This window comes from Mucilaginibacter sp., assembly GCF_964263795.1.
In the GTDB taxonomy this organism is placed as follows: Bacteria; Bacteroidota; Bacteroidia; order Sphingobacteriales; family Sphingobacteriaceae; genus Mucilaginibacter.
Genome location: NZ_CAXVWK010000045.1, coordinates 22904 through 48545 on the forward strand (window position 1 = coordinate 22904; position 25642 = coordinate 48545).

27 protein-coding genes are annotated in these 25642 nt (G+C 43.0%); 14 read left to right on the top strand and 13 right to left on the bottom strand.

Annotation, left to right across the window (positions count from 1 at the left end; all coding sequences use genetic code 11):
• Nucleotides 1-46: 46 nt before the first annotated feature.
• The 6 genes from ACE5CV_RS08245 to ACE5CV_RS08270 all read left to right on the top strand — a co-directional run bounded on the left by ACE5CV_RS08245 (nucleotide 47) and on the right by ACE5CV_RS08270 (nucleotide 6037).
• Entirely contained in the window at nucleotides 47-658 is a 612-nt protein-coding gene (locus ACE5CV_RS08245; protein ID WP_374949693.1) for a ferritin-like domain-containing protein, read from the top strand.
• 278 nt (nucleotides 659-936) lie between these two features.
• On the top strand, nucleotides 937-1392 hold the full coding sequence (locus tag ACE5CV_RS08250) for a PA2169 family four-helix-bundle protein (RefSeq protein ID WP_374949694.1): 456 nt from the start codon (nucleotides 937-939) through the stop codon (nucleotides 1390-1392).
• A gap of 156 nt (nucleotides 1393-1548) precedes the next feature.
• Complete coding sequence (locus tag ACE5CV_RS08255; protein ID WP_374949695.1) at nucleotides 1549-2283, top strand: acyl-CoA desaturase; 735 nt, start codon at nucleotides 1549-1551, stop codon at nucleotides 2281-2283.
• 124 nt (nucleotides 2284-2407) lie between these two features.
• Complete coding sequence (locus ACE5CV_RS08260) at nucleotides 2408-3664, top strand: pyridoxal phosphate-dependent aminotransferase (RefSeq protein WP_374949696.1); 1257 nt, start codon at nucleotides 2408-2410, stop codon at nucleotides 3662-3664.
• Between the two features lie 57 nt (nucleotides 3665-3721).
• A complete protein-coding gene (locus ACE5CV_RS08265; RefSeq protein WP_374949697.1) occupies nucleotides 3722-4435 on the top strand; it encodes an SAM-dependent methyltransferase in 714 nt (237 codons plus the stop codon).
• Nucleotides 4436-6037 carry an FAD-dependent monooxygenase gene (locus tag ACE5CV_RS08270; RefSeq protein ID WP_374949698.1) on the top strand — a complete coding sequence of 534 codons (1602 nt, stop codon included), beginning with the start codon at nucleotides 4436-4438 and terminating at the stop codon, nucleotides 6035-6037.
• A 118-nt stretch (nucleotides 6038-6155) separates the two neighbouring features.
• On the opposite strand, the gene ACE5CV_RS08275 is transcribed toward ACE5CV_RS08270, so the two are convergent.
• From ACE5CV_RS08275 to ACE5CV_RS08290, 4 genes are all read right to left on the bottom strand, one after another.
• On the bottom strand, nucleotides 6156-6755 hold the full coding sequence (locus tag ACE5CV_RS08275; protein ID WP_374949699.1) for a tRNA-(ms[2]io[6]A)-hydroxylase: 600 nt from the start codon (nucleotides 6753-6755) through the stop codon (nucleotides 6156-6158).
• Between the two features lie 23 nt (nucleotides 6756-6778).
• A complete protein-coding gene (gene nadD / locus ACE5CV_RS08280; protein ID WP_374949700.1) occupies nucleotides 6779-7354 on the bottom strand; it encodes a nicotinate (nicotinamide) nucleotide adenylyltransferase in 576 nt (191 codons plus the stop codon).
• A 110-nt stretch (nucleotides 7355-7464) separates the two neighbouring features.
• Nucleotides 7465-8034: a guanylate kinase gene (gene gmk, locus ACE5CV_RS08285; protein WP_374949701.1), complete on the bottom strand. Its 570-nt coding sequence runs from the start codon at nucleotides 8032-8034 to the stop codon at nucleotides 7465-7467.
• Nucleotides 8035-8111: 77 nt separating this feature from the next.
• Nucleotides 8112-8987 carry a YicC/YloC family endoribonuclease gene (locus ACE5CV_RS08290; protein WP_374949702.1) on the bottom strand — a complete coding sequence of 292 codons (876 nt, stop codon included), beginning with the start codon at nucleotides 8985-8987 and terminating at the stop codon, nucleotides 8112-8114.
• A gap of 166 nt (nucleotides 8988-9153) precedes the next feature.
• Here ACE5CV_RS08290 and ACE5CV_RS08295 point away from each other — a divergent pair, with 166 nt between their 5' ends.
• Nucleotides 9154-9879, top strand: a complete 726-nt coding sequence (locus tag ACE5CV_RS08295) for a hypothetical protein (RefSeq protein WP_374949703.1) — start codon at nucleotides 9154-9156, stop codon at nucleotides 9877-9879.
• A 12-nt stretch (nucleotides 9880-9891) separates the two neighbouring features.
• On the opposite strand, the gene rnc is transcribed toward ACE5CV_RS08295, so the two are convergent.
• Genes rnc through ACE5CV_RS08310 form a run of 3 tightly spaced genes read right to left on the bottom strand, consistent with a single transcriptional unit; the run spans nucleotide 9892 to nucleotide 12135 of the window.
• On the bottom strand, nucleotides 9892-10617 hold the full coding sequence (gene rnc / locus ACE5CV_RS08300; RefSeq protein ID WP_374949704.1) for a ribonuclease III: 726 nt from the start codon (nucleotides 10615-10617) through the stop codon (nucleotides 9892-9894).
• 9 nt (nucleotides 10618-10626) lie between these two features.
• Nucleotides 10627-11880, bottom strand: coding sequence for a beta-ketoacyl-ACP synthase II (fabF, locus tag ACE5CV_RS08305; protein ID WP_374949705.1), 1254 nt, complete (start codon nucleotides 11878-11880; stop codon nucleotides 10627-10629).
• 18 nt (nucleotides 11881-11898) lie between these two features.
• The gene (locus ACE5CV_RS08310; RefSeq protein ID WP_031266521.1) at nucleotides 11899-12135 is read right to left on the bottom strand and encodes an acyl carrier protein; all 237 of its coding nucleotides are present in this window, start codon (nucleotides 12133-12135) and stop codon (nucleotides 11899-11901) included.
• 146 nt (nucleotides 12136-12281) lie between these two features.
• Here ACE5CV_RS08310 and ACE5CV_RS08315 point away from each other — a divergent pair, with 146 nt between their 5' ends.
• Both ACE5CV_RS08315 and pyk read left to right on the top strand, forming a co-directional pair.
• On the top strand, nucleotides 12282-12707 hold the full coding sequence (locus ACE5CV_RS08315; protein WP_374949706.1) for an IPExxxVDY family protein: 426 nt from the start codon (nucleotides 12282-12284) through the stop codon (nucleotides 12705-12707).
• 66 nt (nucleotides 12708-12773) lie between these two features.
• Nucleotides 12774-14210, top strand: a complete 1437-nt coding sequence (gene pyk, locus ACE5CV_RS08320; RefSeq protein ID WP_374949707.1) for a pyruvate kinase — start codon at nucleotides 12774-12776, stop codon at nucleotides 14208-14210.
• A 91-nt stretch (nucleotides 14211-14301) separates the two neighbouring features.
• Here the strand turns inward: pyk and ACE5CV_RS08325 are convergent, their stop codons facing one another.
• The 3 genes from ACE5CV_RS08325 to ACE5CV_RS08335 form a co-directional block, all read right to left on the bottom strand.
• A complete protein-coding gene (locus ACE5CV_RS08325) occupies nucleotides 14302-14925 on the bottom strand; it encodes a class I SAM-dependent methyltransferase (RefSeq protein WP_374949708.1) in 624 nt (207 codons plus the stop codon).
• Nucleotides 14926-15063: 138 nt separating this feature from the next.
• Nucleotides 15064-15354, bottom strand: coding sequence for a hypothetical protein (locus ACE5CV_RS08330; RefSeq protein ID WP_374949709.1), 291 nt, complete (start codon nucleotides 15352-15354; stop codon nucleotides 15064-15066).
• Between the two features lie 315 nt (nucleotides 15355-15669).
• Nucleotides 15670-19059, bottom strand: a complete 3390-nt coding sequence (locus ACE5CV_RS08335) for a methylmalonyl-CoA mutase family protein (RefSeq protein ID WP_374949710.1) — start codon at nucleotides 19057-19059, stop codon at nucleotides 15670-15672.
• 106 nt (nucleotides 19060-19165) lie between these two features.
• Between ACE5CV_RS08335 and ACE5CV_RS08340 the strand changes: the two genes are divergently transcribed.
• Entirely contained in the window at nucleotides 19166-19369 is a 204-nt protein-coding gene (locus ACE5CV_RS08340; RefSeq protein WP_374949711.1) for a hypothetical protein, read from the top strand.
• Between the two features lie 32 nt (nucleotides 19370-19401).
• Here the strand turns inward: ACE5CV_RS08340 and ACE5CV_RS08345 are convergent, their stop codons facing one another.
• A complete protein-coding gene (locus ACE5CV_RS08345) occupies nucleotides 19402-19692 on the bottom strand; it encodes a hypothetical protein (RefSeq protein WP_374949712.1) in 291 nt (96 codons plus the stop codon).
• Nucleotides 19693-19944: 252 nt separating this feature from the next.
• Between ACE5CV_RS08345 and ACE5CV_RS08350 the strand changes: the two genes are divergently transcribed.
• From ACE5CV_RS08350 to ACE5CV_RS08365, 4 genes are all read left to right on the top strand, one after another.
• Complete coding sequence (locus ACE5CV_RS08350) at nucleotides 19945-20901, top strand: TIGR01212 family radical SAM protein (protein ID WP_374949713.1); 957 nt, start codon at nucleotides 19945-19947, stop codon at nucleotides 20899-20901.
• A gap of 181 nt (nucleotides 20902-21082) precedes the next feature.
• Nucleotides 21083-22303 (top strand): acyltransferase family protein, encoded by a 1221-nt coding sequence (locus tag ACE5CV_RS08355; RefSeq protein WP_374949714.1) that lies wholly within the window; start codon nucleotides 21083-21085, stop codon nucleotides 22301-22303.
• A 23-nt stretch (nucleotides 22304-22326) separates the two neighbouring features.
• On the top strand, nucleotides 22327-23670 hold the full coding sequence (locus ACE5CV_RS08360) for an acetylxylan esterase (protein WP_374949715.1): 1344 nt from the start codon (nucleotides 22327-22329) through the stop codon (nucleotides 23668-23670).
• A gap of 12 nt (nucleotides 23671-23682) precedes the next feature.
• Entirely contained in the window at nucleotides 23683-24522 is an 840-nt protein-coding gene (locus ACE5CV_RS08365) for a hypothetical protein (RefSeq protein ID WP_374949716.1), read from the top strand.
• 24 nt (nucleotides 24523-24546) lie between these two features.
• Here the strand turns inward: ACE5CV_RS08365 and ACE5CV_RS08370 are convergent, their stop codons facing one another.
• On the bottom strand, nucleotides 24547-25023 hold the full coding sequence (locus ACE5CV_RS08370) for a hypothetical protein (RefSeq protein ID WP_374949717.1): 477 nt from the start codon (nucleotides 25021-25023) through the stop codon (nucleotides 24547-24549).
• Nucleotides 25024-25126: 103 nt separating this feature from the next.
• The coding region (locus ACE5CV_RS08375) for a sulfurtransferase (RefSeq protein WP_374949718.1) at nucleotides 25127-25642 on the bottom strand (516 nt) is incomplete at its 5' end.

The window sequence follows — 25642 nt, forward strand, 5'->3', positions numbered from 1 at the left end:
GTTGTAAACCACGTTGTTATATCAAACGAAACAAACAACCAAAGATATGGCAACTACAACAAAAGCAGCGCCAAAAAAGGCAGCTACAAAATCTACATCAAAAACGGCAACCAAGGCTGCTAAAGCACCTAAAGTTCCGGAAAATACAGAGATAGCTGAAGAATCGGCATTAAATGAACTGTTTATAGATGAATTAAAAGACATCTATTGGGCAGAGAAACATCTTACCAAAGCGTTAGCTAAATTATCTAAAAAAGCTACTACTGATGAATTGCGTGGCGCTATCCAAACCCACATTACGCAAACAGAAAATCAGATCACCCGCCTGGAGCAGGTATTTGATGTAGTAGGTGAAAAAGCTACTGCGAAAAAATGTGAAGCTATGGCTGGTTTGATCAAAGAATCTGAAGAGATTGTTGAAAGCACCGAAGACGGCAGCATAACCCGCGATGCAGGTATAATTTCTGCATGCCAGAAAGTTGAGCATTACGAAATTGCTTCATACGGTACGCTTAAAACGCTTGCCGGTGTACTAGGTTATGCCGAAGCAGTAGAATTGCTTGATGCAACCCTGCAGGAAGAAAAACAAACTGATGAAATTTTAACACAGGTTGCAGAAGGTACTATCAATCAATCAGCTAAAACAGAAAAAGCATAAGCTGAAATACTTAGTCATTTATAGAAAGGCGGCCTTATGGCTGCCTTTTTTTGTTGATAACCGCCACTTTCTAAAATGTACGTTTTAAAAAGCAGGTTGCCAACATTATCATACAAGCAGGTTGTAAACAGGGGCACCTGGTATTCATTTAAATGACTAATTAAATAAAACAGTTGCCCTTGATAAAGATTAACCAAGTTTTATAGGTTATTTAATTTGAACTTAAACTTGGCAGGGTAGTTGTATAGTTAGTAACAAAACAAACAATATCTACTATTATGGAATCTACAGAAAAATCAGTTGAAGTTTTAAATGATCTAATTGAAATTAACAACGACCGTATAGATGGCTTTGAGCGCGCATCAAAAGATTTAGGCAATGTCGACGTTGACCTTAAAGCAGTATTTGAGAAATTCGCGAGCGACAGCCGTCGTTACGTACAAGAGTTAAGCCAGGCAGTTGGCGAAGCAGGTGGCGAGGTTGAAACAGGAAACACTGCAACCGGTACAATTCACCGTGCATGGTTAGATGTTAAAGCTACATTTAGCGGCCACGACCGTAAAAGCATTTTAGAAGAATGCGAGCGCGGCGAGGATGCTATTAAAAAAGCATACCGTGATGCATTGGCCGAAGGTGCTTTGTCTACACAGCATACCCAGGTTGTTTCACAACAACAACAAGGTATTAACGAAGGTCATGATAGCATCAAAGCGTTAAGAGACGCACAGGTGTAACCTGAAATTTATATACAGAAAAGCCGCCTGGTGTATTGCCAGGCGGCTTTTCTTCATTTTGGGGTATTAGTTAACACTAATTTTAAATCGCTTTACAGGTTAAAACCGTATATTTGTAATCGTTATAAATAACATCAACACACTAATTTTTATTTTGTGATTATATTAATTTTCTTCCTGGGGCATTGGTTTCTATCCTTGTTCTTCCAAACATTTTTTCTGCATCGTTACGCTTCGCATAAAATGTTTACTACTAATAAATTTTTCGAGCGTACGTTTTACATCATGACTTACGTTTTTCAGGGGTCATCGTTCCTTAACCCGCGCGCATACGCAATTATGCACCGCGAGCACCACGCTTACAGTGACACCGAAAAAGACCCGCACTCTCCGCACTTTTTTAAAGATGTTTTTCAGATGATGTGGCATACCGTATTAAGTTACCGCGATCATATCAAAAGAAATAAAGAGCCTGAAGAGCGCTTTAAAGGCAATTACCCGGAGTGGAGGTTTTTAGATTACATTGGCTCGTCTATTTTATCACGGTTAATATTCGGCGCATTTTATGTTGCCTTTTACGTTGCATTTGCCACCCAGTGGTGGATGTATCTTTTAATCCCCATCCATTTTATGATGGGCCCGCTGCATGGCGCCATTGTAAACTGGTGCGGCCACAAATACGGCTACGCTAATTTTGATAACAATGATAAATCAAAAAACACCACTCCGTTCGACTTTTTTATGCTGGGTGAATTGTTTCAGAATAATCACCATAAACGCCCTAACAATGCAAACTTTGGTGCTAAATGGTTCGAGATCGATCCTGTTTACCCGGTGATGAAAGTGATGCACTGGGCGCGCATAATCAGGCTGCGTAAGGCATATTTGTAGGACAATTTATTTGTTAAAGTATAAAGCGAAGACGTCAGATTGGCGCTTCGCTTTTTTTGTAAAAAGCTTTCTGCTTTTACCTTTCTGCATTTAGCTTATATTTGCCATCTATATTATTCTACACATGAAAGTATCAGTATTAGCGCAGAATTTAAGCGGTTCGGAAATTATAAAAATAGCCGGCGAAATAAACGAGTTAAAAAAGCAAGGGCAAAATATTGCCAATTTAACCATTGGCGATTTTGACTCGAACATTTATCCTGTCCCTGCCGAATTAAAAGAAGGCATTATTGAGGCCTATAATCAAAACCAAACTAATTATCCGCCGGCCGATGGTATGCTTAGCCTGCGCGAGAGTGTATCAGGTTTTTTAAGCAGCCGAATGGGTTTGGATTACTCCGCTAACCAAATCCTTATCTCGGGTGGTTCGCGCCCGCTGATATACTCTGCGTACCTGGCGTTGGTTGATCCGGGCGATTGGGTAGTTTTCCCTACACCTTCATGGAATAACAATCACTACTGCGATTTAACCGGTGCGGAACCTATTCTGGTACAAACCCGCCCCGAAAATAATTTTATGCCTACTGCGGATGAATTGCGCCCGCACTTGAAAGGCGCTACACTGCTTGCACTGTGCTCGCCGCTGAACCCCACGGGTACCATGTTTGGTAAAAAGGACCTGGAAGAAATTTGCGACCTGATAATTGCCGAAAATAAAACCCGTACGGAAGGCGAAAAGCCGCTTTATCTGCTTTATGATCAAATTTATTCGCAATTAACCTTTGGCGGTCATACCCATTTTGACCCCGTTACCCTACGGCCGGAATTGAAAGATTATACCGTATTTATTGATGGCGGATCAAAATGTTTCGCGGCCACAGGCGTGCGTGTGGGCTGGGGCTTTGGACCGTCGGCTATTATCAACAACATGAAGGCTATTGTTGGCCACATGGGTGCATGGTCGCCCAAAGCGGAGCAGGTTGCTATGGCCGGTTATCTGGGTAATGATACTTATGTAGATGCTTACCTCGATCAGCTTAAGACGGACATCCAGGCCAGCTTAAGTACTTTGCACGAAGGAATGCAGCAACTAAAAGCCGAAGGGTTTAATGTCGACTCGATTGAACCGATGGGCGCTATCTACCTAACCATCAAAGTTGATTACATAGGCAAAACTACGCCGGATGGTATAATCCTGAGCAACAGCACCGACGTGAACTTTTACCTGATCAAAGAAGCGGGTGTAGCCTTTGTGCCATTCTCTGCATTTGGAACAGGAGATGACGTAGCCTGGTTCCGGGCATCGGTTGGTGCAAGCACACTGGTAGATATTCAGCAAATGATCCCGCGCATCCGCGAGGCATTGGCAAAGCTGAAATAACAAGAATATAAAAGAGACGCGAAACTTCGCGTCTCTTTTTGCATTATATAAGTTACTATGCCAAACGGAACTCTCTTTCTAATACCCGTGCCACTTGCTGATGAAGCTGCTGCAAAGTCTTTTACCCCTTACCTGGTCGATACGATCAATCATATCAAAGAGTACATTGTCGAGAATGAAAAAACCGCGCGTCGTTTTTTGAAGGAGGCAGGCTTAACAACACCGCAAAGCGAATTACTGATCCACGATTATGGTAAGCATAACCGGGATGCAGGTTTGAAGCAATTTTTTACAGGATTAACTGCCGGTAAAGATGTTGGGCTGATGAGCGAAGCCGGCTGCCCCGGTATAGCAGATCCTGGTGCGGATGTTGTTGCTGAAGCGCACCGCAGAGGTGTAAAAGTGGTGCCATTAGTTGGCCCAAGCTCAATTTTGCTTGCACTTATGGCATCAGGTTTTAACGGGCAGAGCTTTACTTTTAATGGCTATATACCCATTGATAAAATAGAACGCGCTAAGAAATTGAAGGAGCTGGAAAGCCTGGCCGAAAAGAATAAGCAGACGCAGATCTTTATCGAGACGCCTTTTCGTAACGATAGTATGCTGCAGGAAGTTTTAAAGACTTGTAAGGCATCAACAAGATTATCTATAGCTTGTGACATCACGGCGCCTACAGAGTTTATCAAAACGCTTACAATTGCCGACTGGCAAAAGCAGGTGCCTGACCTGCGCAAGCGTCCTGCCATATATTTACTCTTTCATGCGGGATAAATGATCAGCCTGCCAAAACATACCAGCGTGCTTATAGTTGGCGCCGGCCCATCCGGGTTGATGATGGCCGCACAACTATTGCGTAACGGTGTGCAGCCGGTTATTATTGACAGCAAACAAGGCCCAACTAATCAGTCAAAGGCGCTGGCCGTGCAGGCCCGCTCGCTCGAGATTTACCGGCAATTAGGCGTTGTAGATAAAGTATTAAGCGGCGGCAAGCAGGCCGGTGGTATGTCTTATTATCAAAACGGGATTAAACTGGCCCACGTATCTCTTAAAGATATGGGTACCGCGCAAACCTTGTATCCGTTTATCCATCTGTATCAGCAAAGCAAAAATGAGCGACTGCTGTTGGACTATCTCACCCAGGCATGCTGCCCGGTATTTTGGAACACTACTCTTACAGCACTTACCCAAAATAATCACAGCATTACCGCGTCTTTACAAGATGGTGATAATACAAATACTCTCACCTGCGATTATGTAGTAGGCGCCGATGGTGCGCACAGTGCAGTACGTAAACAATTAAATATTTCGTTTACAGGCGATACCTACCAGCATCAATTTTACCTTGCCGACCTGAAACTGCTTAATAGTCCTGGTCCTGATGTGGTAAGCCTTTACCTTGATAAAAAAGGTTTCGCAGGGTTTTTTCCTATGCCCGAGGATCGCTCGTTCCGCATTGTAGCAAGTTTGCCCGACGGATTAGAAAATAAACCTGATCTAAGCCTTACCGATGTGTTACCGGATCTGGAACAGATCACTAATACTAAAATTAATGTTGAACATGTAAATTGGTTCACCATTTACAAACTGCACCATCGTATGGCCGATAAGTTCAGCCAAGGCAGGTGTTATCTGATTGGTGATGCGGCGCACATCCATTCGCCGGTTGGCGGGCAGGGTATGAATACCGGTTTGCAGGATGCTTACAACCTCGGCTGGAAAATGGCTGCAGTTATCAACAGGCAAATAAAGCCGGCTATATTAAACAGCTATACTGCCGAGCGAATGCCGGTAGCCAAAGACCTGCTTAACACAACCGACCGCATCTTCAACATTATTACATCGCGAAGCTGGTTTAGTAGCCTGTTAAAAAAATACGTAGTACCCAGTGGATTTAAATTTGTATGGGGTAATAACAAGTTAAGAGATTATTTTTTTAAGCGGGTATCGCAAACGGGTATTGCCTATCCGCATAGCAAGATCAATTTACAGTTAGGTAAAGTAACCCGTGTTAAAGCCGGCGACCGGCTGCCTTTTCTAACTATTTATGACGAGAAACAACAAGCCGATACCGATATCCATGCATGGTGCAACAAACCCGGTTTCACACTGATTACATTGGGTGAGGTAAGCGAAACGTATCTTTTTACACTGGCTAAATGGATTACACAAAATTATGCCGGTGCACTAAATTTCTTCCATCTGCCGCCATCAGATAAAAACCAGCAAGTGTTCGATGCATTTGAAGTTGCATCCAAAACCCGCAAAGCGATTATCGTTCGCCCGGATATGTATATCGGTTATATGAACGATCTGATCGACATTGACATGATGGATAATTATCTGCGCAATATAGTCGGCTTCGAATCGCTTTAAATAGTGCGTTAAAATTGCATATCACTTATCAGGCCAGACAATGTCTGAATTTAATTTTCGTTGTCAGCCAACTATATATTTGGGTTTACAGTTGGTAGGAGGGATATATGTTGATATATTACCCGTGGATAGTTTCACCCTTGCCGTAGTTTTGAATCACTTTGGCTTCATACGCCAGGAATTCTTTCCAGCGGCTATCAACATCAATATCTACAGCATGTTTTTTAGCCAGCCTTAAAAACATGGCATAATGAGTAGCCTCGCTGATCATCAGCTCATGATAAAATTCAGAAAGTTCCTGGTCGTTAATATTTTCTGACAGTACTTTGAACCGCTCGCAGCTTCGGGCCTCTATCATTGCCGATAGCAGCAACCTGTCAATAAGTTGTGCCTCGCGGCTGCCCCCTGCTGTCATAAATTTGCGCAGCTCATTCACATAGTTATCACGGCGCTCTTTACCCAGTGTGTAGCCACGCTTTAATAAAATAGCATGCACCATTTTAAAGTGCTCCATTTCTTCCTGCGCCAGGGCAATCATCTCCTGCACCACATCGCTTAAATTAGGGTTCTGAACAATTAATGTGATTGCATTGCTGGCCGCTTTCTGCTCGCAGTAGGCATGGTCGGTAAGTAGCTCTTCGATATTACTTTCTACTACATTTTTTACCCAGAGCGGGTCGGTAGGCAGTTGTAGTTTTAAAATGGTTTTTTCGCTCACATTGCAAAGATAAACTTTGAAAATTAAACCCTGTATAGCCCTTTACTTTCAATAAAGCTGAGCACTGCGTCGGGAACAAAATACTGGATGTTTTTTTTCTCGGCGATTGATTTGCGGATAAAGGTTGCCGAGAGTTCCATTTGCGGTGTCATGGTGATGGTTACCGATGGGTGAGCGGCCAGTTCAGCGTTTTCATAACCGGGGCGGGGGTATACAAATATCTGGTAATCGCGCAGGATAAGGCGGTAGTTTTTCCATTTATGCAGCGTAGCCAGGTTATCCGATCCCATGATAAGCACAAATTCATATTCCGGGTGTTTTTCCTTTAAGAACGCAAGGGTATCAATTGTGTATGATGGCTGTGGTAATTTTAGTTCGACATCGCTTACAGTGATGTTAACCGAGTTGTCTGTTGCCAGTTTGGCCATTTCCAACCGGTCATAAGTGTTTATCAGGTCGCCGTATTTTTTGAGCGGGTTTTGGGGCGATACCACCAGCCAAACCTTATCTAACGCTGTGTGGTTAGCCATGTAATTGGCTATAATTAAATGCCCTATGTGGATAGGATTAAATGATCCGAATAGCAGGCCTATCTTCATTCGTATTGATTGTTAATAGTTGATGGATCATAGCAAACATTCCGTTTGTTATGCAAGCATTTGTTTGCAGCTGCCGTTGATTACGAGTTGTGGCGATCAGTTACCATCAACTAAGAACCTATGAAATCGCCCACCAATTTCTCGGCTTCTGCACATGCCGTTTCAAGATCGTAATTTTTAAGGATAATATCAAACTGGGGGGCGTAGTTTAATTCTTTCTCAGCTTTTGCATAACGTTCCTGCAATTTCTCCTCGCTATCAGTACCCCGGCCGCTCAGGCGTTCTTTTAATACTTCTAAAGATGGTGGCTGTACAAAAATAGCCAGGGCCTGGCCATCATACTTACGTTTAAGGTGCATACCGCCCTCCACATCGATATCAAAAATAACGGTTTTGCCTTTTTGCCATATCCGCTCAATTTCTGTGCGCAGGGTGCCGTAAAAAGTGCCGGAGTAAACCTCTTCAAACTCTACAAACTGCTTTTTGGCAATGCGGTGCAAAAACTCTTCTTTACTAATAAAGTAATAATCCTTTTCGTGTTCCTCATCGCCACGGGCCGGGCGGGTAGTTGCTGAGATAGAAAACTCAAGATTAGGAATTTTACCCAGCAGGTGGTGTACAATAGTGGTTTTACCGGCACCGGATGGAGCAGAAAATATGATGAGTTTACCGTCTTTCATTTATTATGGTAATGTTATAAGGTTTTATAGTTATAAAGTGGAAGCGCTTAACATTTCAACCTTATAACGTTTCAACTTTACAACACATTTAAAAGTTGTTCCTTAATTTTTTCAAGCTCTTCTTTCATGCCAACAACTAGCTTCTGCATGTTTGCATCGTTAGCCTTAGAGCCTAGTGTGTTAATCTCACGGCCAATTTCCTGCGATATAAAACCCAGCTTTTTACCGTTAGCATCGGCATTTTTTAAGGTTTCTAAAAAATAATCGCAATGGCTTTTTAGCCGTATTTTTTCTTCTGTTATGTCAAGTTTGTCGATGTAGTAGATCAGTTCCTGCTCAAAACGATTTTTATCGATGCTTTCGGCACCTGTTGCTTCGGTTAAAAACTGATTTAGGCGTTCACAAATAGCGGGGATGCGTTTAGGCTCCTCTACTTCTACCAATTCCAGGTTTTTCAGGATAATGCCAATACGCATTTTAATATCCTGCTCCAAAACGTTACCCTCGTCGCTGCGGAATTGCTGAAAAGCCGCCATTGCCTGTTGAAAGGTTTTTTCAACCAATTTCCACTCATCGTCAGATACCGATTCTTCTTCATATTTCACCACCTCGGGCAAGCCCAGGGCCAGCTGAAGTAAGTTATCCGCAGGTTGGTTCAGTTCTTCACTTACCGATTTAAGCTGATTATAATAATGTTTAAGCAATTCCCGGTCTATCCCGGCGGCTTTAACGCTCGAGTTAGCTTGCTCTACATTGATAGACAGGTTTACCTTGCCGCGATCGATCTGTTTGCTGCAATCGTTACGCAGCTGAAATTCTTTTTCAGAAAAGATCTTGGGCAAACGTAAAGACAGTTCGAGAAATTTGCTGTTCAGGGATTTTATCTCAACGGTGTATTTGATCCGGCCCGAATCGAAGCTGGCAATTCCATACCCTGTCATGGATTTTATCATGTGCAAAGATAAGTTTTTAGACCGAAAGTCCGAATACTCTGATAGTCCGCAACATATAACTTTCCAAATTATCAGCCCAGCGGTTACCTGCATATCTTTACTTTAACATTTTTTCACATTTAAAGCCATCTGCAATAGTTAAGTTTGTACAATTAATTACCCCGGTTTGAAGCGTATTTTTGCTTTTTTGATATTCTGCTTTAGTGTAACCACATTTGCCAATGCCCAGCAGGCAAATGCTGTTAAGGGCACGGTGTATAAGAAAATCTCTTCAGAACGATTGGCTAATGTACTGGTAACCAATATGCGTAGCCATTTAATTATGATGAGTGATGACCGCGGAGGCTTTTTAACTACAGCCATAAAAGGTGACACATTAATATTTAACAAAACAGGGTTTACGCCGCAAAAGCAAAGTTATGACGGGTATGATATGGTGGTTTACCTGCAGCCCGAGATTCAGTTAGACCAGGTAGTGGTACGCGGGCAAACCAAGAAGCAGGAACTTGGGGAAGTAATGAGTATATATCGCAAAAAGGGTTTGTATTATGATGGTAAACCTCCCGTTACTACCTTCTTGCCTATAGGTGGTTCGCCCATTACAGGTATGTACGAGCTATTTAGTAAAGACGCTAAAAATCTGCGCCGTTTTGCGGCTTTTGCAAAACGCGAAAGTGAAGAAACCACGGTAGACACCAAGTATACCAAGGCGATGGTAATGCGGGTTACCGGTGCCCCGGATAGCACAACAACAAAATTTATGGAATATTACCGGCCGCAATTTATTGATGTAAAAACATGGAGCGATTACGACCTGATCAACAACATCAAAAAGGCATACGAAGGCTACAAAAAGGGCGGGGATAAAATGAAACTGGAGAAGTTGTATTAGAAAACAGATTGATCAAATTCCTAAAGCGGTACATGCTTTTTCGGCTGCTAATTTTTCAGCATTCTTTTTGCTGAATTCCTTGCCCGACCCCATGATCTCGCCGTCTACACTGGCTTGTACAGTGAAAAGTTTAGCGCTTTCGCCTTCCTGGTTGGTTACCAGGTCAAACGTAATATCCTTGCCGTGGCGCTGGCACCACTCAATCAGCTTACTCTTAAAATTTGTTTCGGTTTGTTCAAGCGTATGGATGTCAATATGCGATTTAATGATATGGTTCACCAAAAAGTTCCGGGTAAAATCGTAACCCTTATCCAGGTAAACAGCTCCTATCAAAGCCTCAAAGGCATCGCCCAATAAAGAGCCTTGCCTGCCGGAAGCCATCATTTTGCTATCGAACTCGATCAGCTTATCGAAACCCAGTTTTTTACCAAGGGCGTTAAGGTTGTTACGGCTTACTATCTTAGATCTTAATTCGGTTAAAAAGCCTTCATCCTCATACGGATAAAGCTTAAAAAGCACTTCGGCAACCACGCTGCCCAAAACCGCATCGCCCAAAAACTCCAGGCGTTCGTTGCTGTTCTTTACACCCTTTTTAATGTTTTGCGCTGCCGATTTGTGACGGAATGCTAACCGGTATAAAGATAAATTGCCCGGTACAAAACCGAGCAAATTCTTTAAAACCTTAACATACTTTCTGTTGGGTGAAAAATAAAGCTTGTAAAAGCGACTAATAGGCATCCAACGAGATTATTGCTGATATTTTTTAAATATCACCGATGCGTTATGGCCACCAAAACCAAAGCCGTTGCTTTGTGCTACATTAACCACGCGCTTTTGTGCCTTGTTAAATGTAAAGTTAATTTTAGGGTCAAATGCAGGGTCGTCTGTAAAGTGGTTAATGGTTGGCGGTATAATATCATTTTGAAGTGCCAGGATACTGGCAATTGCTTCAACAGCACCGGCAGCACCCAATAAGTGGCCTGTCATTGATTTTGTTGAACTGATGTTGATATCATAGATCCGGTCGCCAAAAGCGTCTTGTATAGCTTTCACTTCCTGTGGGTCACCAATGGGGGTTGATGTACCATGAACGTTAACATAATCGATATCGGCAGGGGTTAAACCTGCATCTTCCAGAGCGGCTTTCATTACCAGCGATGCACCTAAACCATCCGGATGCGGAGCGGTCATGTGATAAGCATCAGCGCTCATGCCGCCACCTACCATTTCGGCATAGATTTTTGCACCGCGTTTTAAGGCGTGCTCCAACTCTTCCAAAATAATAGTACCTGCACCTTCACCGGCTACAAAACCGTCGCGGTCCAGATCAAATGGGCGCGATGCCGTAGCAGGATCATCATTGCGGGTAGATAGCGCGTGCATAGCATTAAAACCACCTATGCCGGCTTCGTTGATAATAGCCTCAGAACCACCTGTGATAAACATATTGGCCTTACCAAGGCGCAAATAGTTAAAGGCATCAATAAGTGAGTTGTTTGATGATGCACATGCAGAAACCGTGGTAAAGTTGGGCCCGCGTAAACCATATTTGATAGATATATGGCCGGGTGCTATGTCTGCTATCATTTTAGGGATAAAGAACGGGTTGAATTTTGGTACGCCATCACCTTTTGCAAAGTTGACAACCTCATCCAAAAACGTCTTTAAACCACCAATGCCTGATCCCCAGATAACGCCGATACGGTTGGTATCAAGCTTATCAAAATCTAAACCGGCATCTTTAACAGCTTCCTCTGTCGAGAATAAAGCATATTGAACAAATGGATCCAGCTTACGGGCTTCCTTACGGCCCAAAAAACCTTCAGCGTCAAATCCCTTTACTTCGCAGGCAAATTTAGTTTTGAAGTGGGTTACATCAAAACTCTTAATTAAGGCAGCGCCGCTTACCCCATTGATCAAACTGTTCCAATATTCAGAAACGGTGTTACCAATTGGAGTAAGCGCTCCAAGCCCGGTCACTACAACTCTTTTGAACTCCATTTAACAGATGTAAGGAGTTTATTTAACGTTTTTTTCAAGGTAAGCAACAGCCTGGCCTACAGTGCCGATAGTTTCAGCCTGATCATCAGGAATTGCAACGTTAAATTCTTTTTCAAACTCCATGATCAATTCCACGGTGTCTAACGAGTCAGCACCAAGATCGTTGGTGAAGCTTGCTTCTGGTGTAACTTCACTTTCGTCAACACCCAGTTTTTCCACGATAATAGCTTTTACTCTTGAAGCGATATCAGACATAGTCTTTATAGTTTAATGATTAATAAAATTTCAGTGCAAAGAAAAATAAATTCTGTTAAATATCAAATCTAAAAACATTTGCATAATTGTACGAACAAAATTTTATTGCAAAGGTTTCGATTTGTAATTTTAACGCAGTAAAAGTAATGATTTTGAACAGGAAAAATTTAAAGTTTGAGATCGATTTTGATTTTATACTTATCGCCCTCACGTCGTCCCTAAAAGATTACCGGATCTGCTACCTTATAAACAAGTATTTGAACTTTAATTTCGCTAAAGCAGATGATCTTAAAATAGATATCAGCCAGGCAAGCGGCCCTGTATTATTTTCGTTATACAACTATCACTGGGAAACTACCGAAACAGATTTTTATTTTATTGGTAATAAGGGCAGCGAAGGCTATCTTGTGCCCGAAATGCGCGAGGCCGATTATTTTATTTTGATAAAGAATTATATTGATGATACCGACCTGGAAAACATGATTTATAACCTTAATAAAATACCCGAAATTGTTGCCGCAGTAAAGATTGACCCAAAAAAAATAAAATCACGCGAAAATCTATTATTTTAGCGGAAATTTAGATGTGTAATTAATACACATTCTGTAACACGAATACAGCCAGATTAACCTGATAATATGAAATTTTACTATAACCGTACTAAGATTGTTGCCACAATGGGCCCGGCTTGCGCTAAAAAAGAAACTTTATTAGCCATGATCAGAGCAGGTTTAAACGTATGCCGTTTAAACTTTTCGCACGGAAAGCCTGAAGACCACAAGAAATTTATCGACCTGATCAGGGAGATAAACGCCGAGTATAAAACCAACGTAGGTATCCTTGCCGATTTGCAGGGCCCTAAAATTCGTATTGGTTTGGTAAAAGACGGTGGTATCCATTTAATAAATGGTACCCGCATTAATATTACTACCAATGAGTGCATTGGTGATGATAACCAGATTTACATTACCTATGAAACATTCCCCCAGGATGTACAGGCTAATGAAATTATTTTGCTTGATGATGGAAAGCTGCAGCTAAGGGTTATTGAAACCAACCGTAAAGACACCGTTATTTGCGAGGTTGTGCACGGTGGTATCTTAACATCACGTAAAGGGGTTAACTTACCAAATACCAAAGTTTCCATCCCAAGCTTAACGCCGGAGGATCTGGAAAACCTGCAATACGCCCTGGATTGGGATGTTGATTGGGTGGGGCTTTCATTTGTGCGTACCGGTGCTGATATTATCGATCTTAAACGCATCATCCGCGAAAGCGGCAAAGCTGCCCGTGTTATTGCCAAGGTTGAGAAACCGGAAGCGATTGACAATATTGACGATATTATTGCCGCTACTGATGGTGTAATGATTGCCCGTGGCGATTTGGGTGTAGAGTGCCCGTTAGAGGAAGTACCATTGTTACAAAAGATGATAGCGCGTAAATGCCGCGATGCATCTAAACCGGTAATTGTTGCCACGCAGATGCTGGAATCAATGATAACCACACCGCGCCCAACACGTGCCGAGGTGAATGATGTGGCCAACTCTGTACTTGATGGTGCCGATGCGGTAATGCTAAGCGGCGAAACATCTGTTGGTGAATTCCCGGTTATTGTTATCGAAACGATGGCTAAGATTGTCCGTAATGTGGAAGACCTGGGTTATCCGTTTAATGCTTCAAAAGCAGAGAATAGCGACACAGCATCTGCAGGTTACCTGAGCGATGCACTTTGCGGTTCGGCAGTTTATCTGGCAGAGCATACCAATGCTAAAGGTATTGTGAGCATGACGGTTAGCGGTTACACTGCTTTTGAAATATCAAGCTACAGGCCTAAAGCCGGTACTTACATCTTTACATCGAACAGGCACCTGCTGAATGCATTAAGTTTGGTTTGGGGTGTAAGGGCATTTTATTATGACAAAACAGAAAGTACCGATCAAACCATCGCGGATGTTAATAACATCCTTAAAAGCGAGCAATTGCTTAATGCTGGTGATGTGGTAATTAACACTGCTGCTGTGCCAATTGTAAAACAAGGCAAAACTAACATGCTTAAGGTTAGCGTGATAGAATAGTATATGTTTTGAGCTTACGCTCAAACGTTTGCGAAGGGTTAGTGCTAAAAGCAGTAACCCTTTGTTTTTTTAAGTGATTTAAAGAAAAGCCTTAATTGATTTTAGCCTTCATGATCATCGATTTCCACAAGTAGGGGTAACGGCCGCATCCTACAAAATCTGTCACGGTAAAACCGGATTGGGTTAAGAGCCTCCCTAAAGTGTCCTGCGACCAGAATTTGATATGCGCACCTACTGCTACAGGATTAGTATGTATATCCCACTTGTTGAAAATACTTAGCACCAGGTTTTTAAGGTAACCGTGGTAAGGGGTTGATATGATCAATTCTCCTTTTGATTCACGTAGCACATCTTTACACAGATCCATAAACGTAAACGGATTGTACAAGTGTTCGATAACTTCTGTTGAAATTACCGTATCAAATTTCAAATGGCGGATCTCTTCAGGAAGATTATTTTCAGACAGGTCTTGCAGGTAAAAGTTATCCGGATGGGTTTTTTTTGCGATAGCTATTCCCTGGGTAGACGCATCTATACCATAAGCGTTAAAGCCTAAAGATAACAGGTGTTTTACAAAATAGCCGTTGCCGCAACCTAAGTCAAGGATGCAGCTGTTGTTATCTTTGTTCAATAAGGATAATAGCGGTTGTTGAATGTAGTTCCATAAATGACTGGGTTTCTCGCTGTGGAACTGATGATCTTTGTAGGTTGACATTATGCCGCTGAAAATACAAATTTTTGCTGAGAGGTAAATGTTCCGAAATTTTCTGTAGTAATCAAAGCGCAAATCCCAATCAGAGTGTACATAATCAAAAAGCCCCGCGTTAGGCGGGGCTGTATGCTATTGTGTTTGTTAAGCAGCGTTATGGCTGTGATAGTTGTAACTACCGCGGTAAGTCACGGAAGCTTTCTCGGGATTAGATGATGCATAAGGCATGTTGCGGTTACTAATCTGATCTGAACTGTTGCTGTTGTCAGGTGTTTTTAACCTGCCTCGCAGCAAACGGCGTCGTCGTCTTTTTAATCTGTAACGATCTCCCCAGTGATCAAATGAACCGGTTGCGGCAAGTATGCCACCTATTACAAAGATGGCCATCATTAAAATAACAAAGATGTGTAGCGCCGTCGCTAAAATATCTCTCATGATTAAATTATTAAGTTAAACACCTAAGGCAATAGCCGTGCCCATAGTCTATTTATTAATTAAAACCGTTGATAAATCGATTATCCGGCAATAAAAACGCTATAATTAGTAAACTTTTTAACTTTTAAATTATTGCCTTGAGGCATGAGAACTGTGTACTCTATACACTACAACACTTGCCAACTCACTAAATTAGGCTGATCTTAGATTAAAAATCACGTCATTATACCTTGAGCGCATGATAAACGTGTGGCAATACAAAGGGTGCCTAAGCACCCTTTGTATTGATATAATATAACGGCATAAATGCGTTTGCTACATATTTCGGCGGTATTGGCCGCCTACCTGGTAAAGGGCGTTGCTTATTTGGCCCAGGCTGCAATATTTACAGGCATGCATCAAGCTTTCGAATATATTATCACCGGCAATGGCGCGCAACTGCAACTCTTTTAAAAGTGCCGGCGCACGGTCCTGATTACGCATCTGGAAGGAATGCAGCGCGGCTATCTGGAATTGTTTCTCTTCTTCGGTAGCCCTGATCACTTCTGACGGAACAATAGTAGGCGAACCTTTTTTATTCAGGAAAGTGTTTACACCAATAATCGGATATTCGCCGGTGTGCTTAAGTGTTTCGTAGTAAAGAGATTCTTCCTGGATCTTGCTGCGCTGATACATAGTTTCCATTGCGCCCAGCACCCCGCCACGATCATTTATTGCCTTAAATTCTGTAAGCACGGCCTGCTCAACCAGGTCAGTTAGTTCCTCAATAATAAATGCACCCTGGATAGGGTTTTCGTTTTTAGCCAGCCCTAACTCGCGGTTAATGATCAGCTGGATTGCCATGGCCCTTCGTACCGATTCTTCGGTAGGGGTGGTGATGGCCTCGTCGTAAGCATTGGTATGCAGCGAGTTGCAGTTATCATAAATGGCATACAATGCCTGCAGGGTGGTACGAATGTCATTGAAATCAATTTCCTGCGCATGCAGCGAGCGGCCGCTGGTTTGGATGTGATATTTAAGCTTCTGCGAACGGTCGTTACCTTTATACTTATTTTTAATAGCCTTTGCCCATATACGCCTTGCCACACGGCCGATAACCGAATATTCCGGATCGATACCATTACTGAAAAAGAATGACAGGTTAGGTGCAAAGTCATCAATGTTCATCCCCCGGCTCAGGTAATATTCTACATAAGTAAAGCCATTGCTTAGTGTAAAGGCTAATTGCGTTATAGGGTTGGCGCCTGCCTCGGCAATATGATAGCCGGATATAGATACCGAATAAAAATTGAGCACCTTTTGATCGATAAAATATTGCTGGATATCGCCCATCATCCGTAAGGCAAATTCGGTACTGAAAATACAGGTATTTTGCGCCTGGTCTTCCTTTAGTATATCCGCCTGAACGGTTCCACGGACGGTAGCAATAGCATATGCTCTTATCTTTTCATAAACATCAGCAGGTAGCACCTGGTCGCCGGTTAAACCAAGGAGCATTAAGCCGAGGCCGCTGTTGCCAGTTGGTAACGCCCCTCCCTGGTATTGCGGGCGGCTAATATTGTGTTGATCATAAACCGTTTGATAAGCGGCTTCAACTAAATGCGCTAATTTATTTTCGGTGATATAGCGCTCGCATTGCTGGTCAATAGCGGCGTTCATGAAAAAGCCGAGCAGCATTGGCGCCGGGCCGTTTATGGTCATGGATACGGATGTGCTGGCATGGCATAAGTCGAAACCCGAATACAATTTTTTAGCATCATCCAGTGTAGCAATGCTCACACCGGAATTACCTATTTTGCCGTAAATATCCGGGCGCACGTGCGGGTCTTCTCCGTATAGCGTCACCGAATCGAACGCGGTAGACAACCTGTGTGCGGGTTGCCCAAGCGATACATAATGGAAACGCTTATTCGTACGTTCGGGGCCACCCTCGCCGGCAAACATCCGGGTGGGGTCTTCTCCCTCACGCTTTAACGGGAATACACCGGCGGCATAAGGAAATTCGCCAGGTAAGTTCTCGGTAAGTAACCAACGCAACACATCGCCCCAGGCTTCGTATTTAGGCAGCGAGATTTTGGGCACCTTCAGTTGCGACAATGAGGTATAGTATAAAGGTTGTTTGATCTCTTTATCGCGTACCTTGTAAATAAAGTTTTCGGCTTTATATTTGGCAACCGTCTCCGGCCATTCTTTCAAAAGGCGTTTACAATCGGCATGTAAATGATCCTCCAGGTTCTGGTAGATCTCTTCCAATCCTTCCGTAAAGCTATTTTCTTTTGAGAGTGTTTGGGTAAAGCTGATGGTACCCCTTATGTTGAACATTTGCTGCGCTATTTTGCATTGCCCGTTTACCCAATCGGTGTATGCGGCGCTGCTTTCAGCGATCTCTGCCAAATATCTTATCCTATCAGGTGGGATGATATAAATCTTCTCCGATTCGCCATCTGCCACAGTCAGCCTTTCAGTTTTTCCTTCAAACAGGTCAACACCTGTTTTATCCTTAATGGTTTTCATCAAGGCGGTAAACAACGTGTTCATGCCCGGGTCATTGAATTGCGAAGCCATGGTGCCATATACCGGCAGGTCATCGTCCTTTGCCTCAAAAAGCATGTGGTTACGCTTGTATTGTTTGCGCACATCGCGCAGGGCATCTAAAGCACCGCGCTTATCGAATTTGTTAAGTGCTACCAGATCTGCAAAATCCAGCATGTCAATTTTTTCTAATTGTGTGGCAGCACCAAATTCCGGTGTCATTACATAAAGTGACAGGTCGCAGTAATCGGTAATCATCGTGTCCGACTGTCCAATGCCGCTGGTCTCTACAATTACCATGTCGTACCCTGCAGCTTTACAAATATCAATGGCCTCCTGCACATGCTTGCTAAGTGCAAGATTTGCCTGGCGTGTGGCTAACGAACGCATATAAACACGCGGGTTATTTATCGCATTCATGCGTATCCTGTCGCCCAGTAAGGCGCCGCCCGTTTTACGTTTACTTGGATCGACAGAAATAATGGCCAGCGTTTTATCGGTCTCCATTAAATACCGGCGCACAATTTCATCTACCAGGCTTGATTTTCCCGAGCCGCCCGTACCGGTAATACCGAGCACAGGTGTGCTGATTTGAGTTTGGTGAGCAGTGAGTGGTTTTGGATTGCCTAATTCGGCAGCCGTTATCCACCTGGCGATTGTTCCTTTATCGCTAACTTCGATACTTCCTGTTTCTTCGTTATTAAATAAGCTTTCTTCATTCGTGATGCCCGGCGTAAGAAAATCACATTGCTGCATCATATTGTTGATCATGCCCTGCAGGCCCATGGTGCGGCCGTCATCGGGCGAGTAGATCTTGCTGATTCCATAAGCCTGTAGTTCGGCGATTTCCTGCGGAAGGAATACGCCGCCGCCGCCACCAAAAATTTTAATATGGCCGGCGCCACGTTCGGCCAGCAGATCATGCATATACTTAAAGTATTCTACGTGGCCGCCCTGGTAGCTGGTAAGTGCTATGCCCTGCACATCCTCTTGTATTGCGCAATTTACAATCTCATCAACACTACGGTTATGGCCCAGGTGAATTACTTCGGCACCGGTGCTTTGTAAAATGCGGCGCATAATATTTATGGTAGCGTCGTGCCCGTCAAACAGCGATGCTGCAGTTACAAAGCGGATTTTGTACTTAGATTGGTAAGGAGCAATGCTTTCCATAAAGGGCGTATAATGGGTAAAAGTACAAAGCTAATTATTTTGAATAACTATGCATGCATAAGAAATACCGACTATGGGAGGCTACTTATAAATGTTAATTTAGTACATGGACAATAAGCCAATTACAAAGCCGGAATGGATACCTCAAGCCTACAGTGATCTCCCGACAGATATTTTAGCTGTACCGGCCATTTTAGAAGATAAAAAGATGAGGCAGGTAAAGGATAAACCGTTAAACCATGGCAGTAAACGCGGAAACTATAGTTTAGGCCGTTGTTTAAAACGCATAAAAAAACCATACAACGGTTAGTTGTATGGTTTTAAAATATTTCCGGTTATCTGTTAACTTGCCAGTTCAACCTCATAGTGTGGCTGCAACAAATGATCTATTTGTATCGTTGGCATAAAGTCTATTTGTTCAACCGGCCTTAAACGGATAGTAAACTCATGAACATTTTTACCGGCAACATCAATGGTACGTTGTGCAGCATACAAGTTATACTTGTTAAGAATGCTTTGAACCATGTAAGCCTGGTCATCGCCAGTATAGATTTTGTCACCTAATTTAACGTTCTTTTTAACTGCACCGGCTTCGTCGAAGTCCCTTATATTAATAGTAGTAAATAGCGCCATATCGTGTCTTTCTAAGATAAATAGTTATTGCGTTAACATCAAAGCTTTAATACAATATATAGATGTTTACAAAGTTTGATTTTATTTTAGTCATTTGCAATACGTACTTCTACGCATTTTTAGCTATAAATAAACCAAGTGTTATTCCTGATTGAAACTTTCGCAGCGTAAAGCAGCATTTAGTGCCCATGTTTTTAAAAATCGTACCTTTGTAAGGTAATAACGAAAAATACAGGGTAAACGTTACAGGGTTTGGAAGATTTAATTTTAGATAAAACGCAGCTGCAAAGCTACAAGGGTTACAACAACTATGGGGCCTGGCTTAAAAACAAGTACAAAGGCCACCGCGTTTTTAAGGTTATTGTAGATGGTGGCTTTACCTGCCCCAACCGTGACGGCAGCAAAGGCTACGGCGGCTGTACCTATTGTAATGTAGATTCTTTTACACCATCGGTTAGTCGTAACGCCCCAACGCTGCGCCAGCAGGTTGAAGAAGGTATGGAGCGTGCTATTAAAGGTAATAAGGCCGATAAGTTTATTATATACTTTCAACCCAATACCAATACGTACGCGCCGGCGCATTATTTAAAAATGCTGTACGACGAGGCTTTGAGCATCAATACCGAAAACATTGTAGGATTAAGTGTTGGCACCCGCCCGGATTGTATCGACGCGGAAAAGATAGCCTTATTAGAAAGTTATACGGATCGTTTTGATGTAGACCTGGAAATGGGTATGGAAAGTATCTACAATGAAACCCTAAACCAAATTAACCGGGGCTGCAGTCATGAGGAACTGATCAGCGCACTTGCCCTTACCGAAAATACTAAACTGGATGTTTGCGTACATACCATCTTTGGTTTCCCGTGGGAGAGCAAGGAAATGATGCTGAAGTACGCTGATGAAATTAATCGCCATGCACAAATCAAATTTGTAAAATTTCATCACTTGCATATTGTTGAAGGTAGCGTAATGGGTGTTAAATATAAACGCGATCCATTTAAATTGTTCAGCCTGCCGGAGTATGCCGACTTTTTATGCGAGCTGCTGCCGCTGGTGCGTGAAGACATTGTGATACAACGCCTTTTTGGGCTAAGCGACCGCGAGCTACTCATCGCCCCTAACTGGGGTTTGAAGAAATCGGAGATCCAATTCTACATCGATCAGCAGATCCTTAACCGGGGGATAGTGCAGGGCAGTGCCTTGTAATTAGTGATTCATTAAGTTGTGATGGGAAGGATCATGCAATCTTTTATAAGACAGCTCTGCATCTAAAAAGGAGAGTTCCTATCCCTGCGCTATCCTCTAGCAACAAAAGCGGCTCTTGGCTCAACTTTTGCATCCCTCTCTATAATAATTTATCTTAGGCTGTTTAATTACTGATATTGTTTTGGCGCAAAAACCTTTGCTTAACTATATACCAGCCCTAACGGGCGTGCGCGCGCTGGCTGCATACCTTGTATTTATATCGCACTATGCTTACACTTTTGATGAGAACTTTCCCCATGCTGTGCAACGTTTTCTTAACGAATTTCATATTGGGGTTACTATCTTCTTCGTCCTGTCCGGGTTTTTAATTGCTTTCCGTTATTTCGATAGTTTCAAACTCACCGGCGACTGGTTCGGGCAATATTTAAAAAACCGGGTTGCGCGTATTTACCCCATGTATTTTTTACTTACCGCAGGTGCGTTCATCAGCTTTTACTTCACCGGCGATCAAAAAATTACTAACGGCTATCAGCACCCTATTGGTTTATTTTTAATGCATATAACTTTTGTCCGCGGTTTTTTTGATCAGCTAAAATTTACCGGTATCGCACAGGGGTGGAGCCTTACCGTCGAGGAGCTTTTTTACTTTTCGGCGCCGTTCATATTTTACTTTGCACAGCGTTATAAAAAATTCTACATCCAGCCCATCGTTATAACCGGATTTGGGGTTTTGCTGGTGCTGCTTTTCAGAAACGTTAACTGGTACGGCTTTTTCGGCAACTTCACTTTCATGATGCTGTACACCTTTTTGGGCCGCTGCTTTGAATTTTTCGCAGGCATTCAACTGGCGCTTATCGTAAAAAATAAAACACTTACCGGTGATGCCAAAACCGGGTTCACCTATCTGGGCTTCGTGCTTATATTTGTATGTGTTGGTATCATGAGCGTATTGCCAATACCCAAGGGTGAGATTGCCGGCCTGCACCACCCGGTTGGTATAATCACCAACAACTATTTGCTTGCAATGGCAATAGCGTTGTTTTTTTATGGATTACTAACCGAAACCACACTGCTTAAAAAACTACTCTCTAACAAATTTGTTGAGCTGCTGGGCAAAAGCTCGTATATATTTTACCTGATACACCTGGGCTATATGTACGATTTTTTACACTTTGGGTTTAACTGGCTTAACGATTACGTATTTGAAATTTATGATAAGTTGGGGGTAGACTGGAACTCACCCTTCCAGTATGATAGCTTGAACGTATTGTATGCCTTCGTGATCTTAAATGCGGTATCTATTCTTTTATTTAAGCTGATAGAAGAACCGCTGAACCATTACATACGTAAATCGGATTTTTTGATCAAGGCAAAACGCACAACAACCATAACCGGGCAATAACCGTTAAACAGGATTACGATAAAATGCATTCACTACGGACGATAAAACTTTACTTAATTACCGCAACCATATTGCTAGCAGGCGGTTTCAGCGCGTATCCCCAGGATAACAAAGACGATGATGGTGAGGTAACCATTGAGGTAAAGCCTGCCAATAAAAATGCGATTTTTAAAGACGACGAAAACGTTGAGTATAAGCTTAAAATCAAAAGTACTTATAAAGAAACCCAGGATGGTAAGCTTACCTACAATGTGTTAACAGACGATTTTACTAAGATCTCTACCAATTCGTTGCCGGTGCATTTAACCAAAAATTCTACCGGAACTTATAATGTAAGCATCCCTAAAAAAACAGCTGGATTTTACCGCTTGCATTTTATTGTAAATACCACCACTTATGACGATACCATAAAAAAGGTATTTGGTGTAAGCCCCGAAAAGATAGTGACCCAGTTACACCGCCCGCCAGATTTTGATGCGTTTTGGAAAGGCACATTAGATACCCTTGCCAAGGTTGCCCCTAATTACAAGGTTACGTTCCGTAAAGACTTGTCAACAAAAGCTAAAAAAGTTTATTTGGTAGAAATGCGGTCATATGAGAATGTGCTGATACGGGGTTGGCTGGTTATACCTACTTATAACGCTAAAAAGTTGCCTGTACATTTACGCTTGCCGGGTTACGTAGTGGCCCTTAAACCGAATATGGATAACGACGATTTTATCGCTTTTGATCTTAACGTACGCGGTAACGGCAATGCACGCGACGAGATCTCGGTTGGTACAGAGACGTACTGTCTTGTCAATATCGAGAACCGTAATAAATATATTTATCGGGGCATTTACATGGATTGTGTGCGGGGAATGGATTTTTTAATGTCCCACAGGAGTTTGGGGATTGATACGTCGCGCATTTATATTGAAGCGGGCAGCCAGGGTGCCGCTTTGGCCATTGCAACCGCCGCGTTGGATAAAAGGGTAAAGGTGCTCACTGTACAGGTACCGCTTTACGCAGATATACGCGATTCGTGGCATATCTCATCGTTTTACGATGAGCAGGTTTTCCCTTTTAAACAATTCCGAAACTATAACCGCGCGCATCCGGATTTTACCTGGGACAAATTCTTTAAACTATTTGATTATTACGACCCGCAGAATTTTGCACCCCTTATTAAGTGCCCGGTGCTGATGGGGGTAGGGTTGCTGGATCAGTTTTGCCCGCCGCGCTGTAGCCTGGCCATGTACAATCATTTAGGAACAAAGCCAAGCGAGAAGGAATGGATAAGCGTACCTAATTCAACCCATGAGGTAAACTTCGACTACTTTACATTTCAAAACAACTGGTTGCGCGAAAAATTCCGGATCCCATAACATCCTTTACCTATGAGAAAAATTTATATTGCTCTACTCACTTTCATAATTATCGGGTCGGCCTGGCAGCAGGCATTTGCCGGTTTCCCTATTGGGAAATACCGCAGCATTGTGGTACCCTCGTTCAGCTATTATTCATCTAAAGATACCTACAACCGCGATGGTAAGCGTATTGCAGGCGCAAACGGTTCGGGCTTTAACTCTTATGCTTTTGGTTTGTACCTGGGCTACGGGCTTACCCGCCGCATGGATTTGCTGGTGAATTTATCTGCACCATTTCAAACCAGCAAATTCGCAACTGCGAATGGCATTATTTCACAAGCAAGCTCAGGTCTGGGCGATTTGCAGGTAGGGCTAAGCTATGCGCTTGTCAACTTTAATTATAACAGTTACCTGTCGGTGCAAGTATCTGGCATTGCGCCATTGTATAACAACAGCAACAAGGCCGTTGCACTGGGTTATGGTACTTACGGATCTGAGGTTAAGCTGATGTACTCGGGTGGGTTAAGCGGAAAGTTTAAAGGCTATTATAACCTGGAAGCAGGCTACCGACGCTTTTTTGATTACCAGGGACCTAATGTGTTCATTTATTCGGCAACGCTGGGTACACCAATACCGGGCCGTAACCAGATCACCGCCGAAATTGGCGGGCAGTCATCTTCAAGCCGTGATAAATCATTCAGCCAAAACCTTAGTATCAACCGCGATTTTTCTTTTACCAAAGCAGGTCTTGGTTTTGGCCACTCGTTTACCCGCAGGTTCTCGTTATTTGCCAACGGCTTTTACACCTTCAGGGGTTACAATTCGGGGGTAGGTTCCGGCGTATCAATGCAGGCGGTATTAAAAATTTAATAGTACAGCAACGCCTGGCTTAAACTATTTCGCCGGGTATTTCCCAAACAAATCGTCTATAGCCTTCACCCGGTAATCAAAGATCTTTTTTATCTGCTTACCAACCAGTACTGTATTGCCCAGGCGGCCTATAACTCCATAACCAACAGCGTAATGCAGCAGATCGGTCATTTCTACCCCGCCTTCAATCTCTTTAAAGTGATGCTGGTGGTGCCATAACGCGTAAGGGCCAAAACGCTGTTCATCCACAAAATATTCATGGTCCTGCACATGGGTGATCTCTGTCATCCAATTCATTTTAATGCCAAACAGCGGCGTGATCTTGTAAGTGATGATCATACCGGCGTACATTTTTGTATTCTCGCTATAATCTGATGTTACAACGAAGTTCATATCCGACGGGGTGATCTTAGCCAGGTTTAGTGGCGAAGAAAAAAAGTCCCAGGCCTTATCCAGACCGATCGGGATATTTTGTTTTAACTTTAATGCGTATGTTTTCACAATGAGCTAACGCTTTAAACACCATGAAGTTTGCCTAGTGGTAGTTTTAGGAAGAACCCCGTTGGTCTTTAACAATAATTGATGTAGCCTTTAAATCCGGATGTTAAAGCCCGTTGGTTTCGTTAGCAATAGGCAGGCCGCGTCGGCTCCATTCGCTCCATGATCCTACATATAGTTTTGCGCCGGTAATGCCGGCATGCGCCATGCCGAGTAAGGTATGGCATGCGGTAACGCCAGATCCGCAGTGCACAATAATGTCTTTAGCTTCAATATCTCCTAACTTTTCATTATAAAGGGTAGCCAAAGCTTGCGAAGTAAGGTATTTGCCTTCGGGCGAAAGGCTGTTTTGATAGAATAGATTTGCTGCGCCGGGTATGTGGCCGGCCAGCAGGTCGAGCGGTTCGGTATGGCCGTTGTAGCGCGCTTCCTCTCGTACATCAATCACCAGGCGGCCTTTGTCATCAACGGCGGCTTTAACCTCTTCAATATCGGCCGTATTGCGGTACGCTGCCGGTATAGGATAGGGCGTAACGGTTGCAGAGATCGGTTGATCGGTGCTTAATGCCACCCCAGCGTCGGTAGCGGCTTTTAGTCCGCCGTTTAAAACCTGTACATCAAT

Coding starts and splice junctions, on each gene's coding strand:
- ACE5CV_RS08260 (WP_374949696.1), top strand. CDS start 2,408: ATGAAAGTATCAGTATTAGCGCAGAATTTAAGCGGTTCGGAAATTATA.
- ACE5CV_RS08250 (WP_374949694.1), top strand. CDS start 937: ATGGAATCTACAGAAAAATCAGTTGAAGTTTTAAATGATCTAATTGAA.
- gmk (WP_374949701.1), bottom strand. CDS start 8,034: ATGAAAGACGGTAAACTCATCATATTTTCTGCTCCATCCGGTGCCGGT.
- ACE5CV_RS08340 (WP_374949711.1), top strand. CDS start 19,166: ATGGACAATAAGCCAATTACAAAGCCGGAATGGATACCTCAAGCCTAC.
- fabF (WP_374949705.1), bottom strand. CDS start 11,880: ATGGAGTTCAAAAGAGTTGTAGTGACCGGGCTTGGAGCGCTTACTCCA.
- ACE5CV_RS08345 (WP_374949712.1), bottom strand. CDS start 19,692: ATGGCGCTATTTACTACTATTAATATAAGGGACTTCGACGAAGCCGGT.
- ACE5CV_RS08245 (WP_374949693.1), top strand. CDS start 47: ATGGCAACTACAACAAAAGCAGCGCCAAAAAAGGCAGCTACAAAATCT.
- ACE5CV_RS08325 (WP_374949708.1), bottom strand. CDS start 14,925: ATGTCAACCTACAAAGATCATCAGTTCCACAGCGAGAAACCCAGTCAT.
- nadD (WP_374949700.1), bottom strand. CDS start 7,354: ATGAAGATAGGCCTGCTATTCGGATCATTTAATCCTATCCACATAGGG.
- pyk (WP_374949707.1), top strand. CDS start 12,774: ATGAAATTTTACTATAACCGTACTAAGATTGTTGCCACAATGGGCCCG.
- ACE5CV_RS08290 (WP_374949702.1), bottom strand. CDS start 8,987: ATGATAAAATCCATGACAGGGTATGGAATTGCCAGCTTCGATTCGGGC.
- ACE5CV_RS08365 (WP_374949716.1), top strand. CDS start 23,683: ATGAGAAAAATTTATATTGCTCTACTCACTTTCATAATTATCGGGTCG.
- ACE5CV_RS08330 (WP_374949709.1), bottom strand. CDS start 15,354: ATGAGAGATATTTTAGCGACGGCGCTACACATCTTTGTTATTTTAATG.
- ACE5CV_RS08360 (WP_374949715.1), top strand. CDS start 22,327: ATGCATTCACTACGGACGATAAAACTTTACTTAATTACCGCAACCATA.
- ACE5CV_RS08335 (WP_374949710.1), bottom strand. CDS start 19,059: ATGGAAAGCATTGCTCCTTACCAATCTAAGTACAAAATCCGCTTTGTA.
- ACE5CV_RS08315 (WP_374949706.1), top strand. CDS start 12,282: ATGATTTTGAACAGGAAAAATTTAAAGTTTGAGATCGATTTTGATTTT.
- ACE5CV_RS08270 (WP_374949698.1), top strand. CDS start 4,436: ATGATCAGCCTGCCAAAACATACCAGCGTGCTTATAGTTGGCGCCGGC.
- rnc (WP_374949704.1), bottom strand. CDS start 10,617: ATGCCTATTAGTCGCTTTTACAAGCTTTATTTTTCACCCAACAGAAAG.
- ACE5CV_RS08265 (WP_374949697.1), top strand. CDS start 3,722: ATGCCAAACGGAACTCTCTTTCTAATACCCGTGCCACTTGCTGATGAA.
- ACE5CV_RS08310 (WP_031266521.1), bottom strand. CDS start 12,135: ATGTCTGATATCGCTTCAAGAGTAAAAGCTATTATCGTGGAAAAACTG.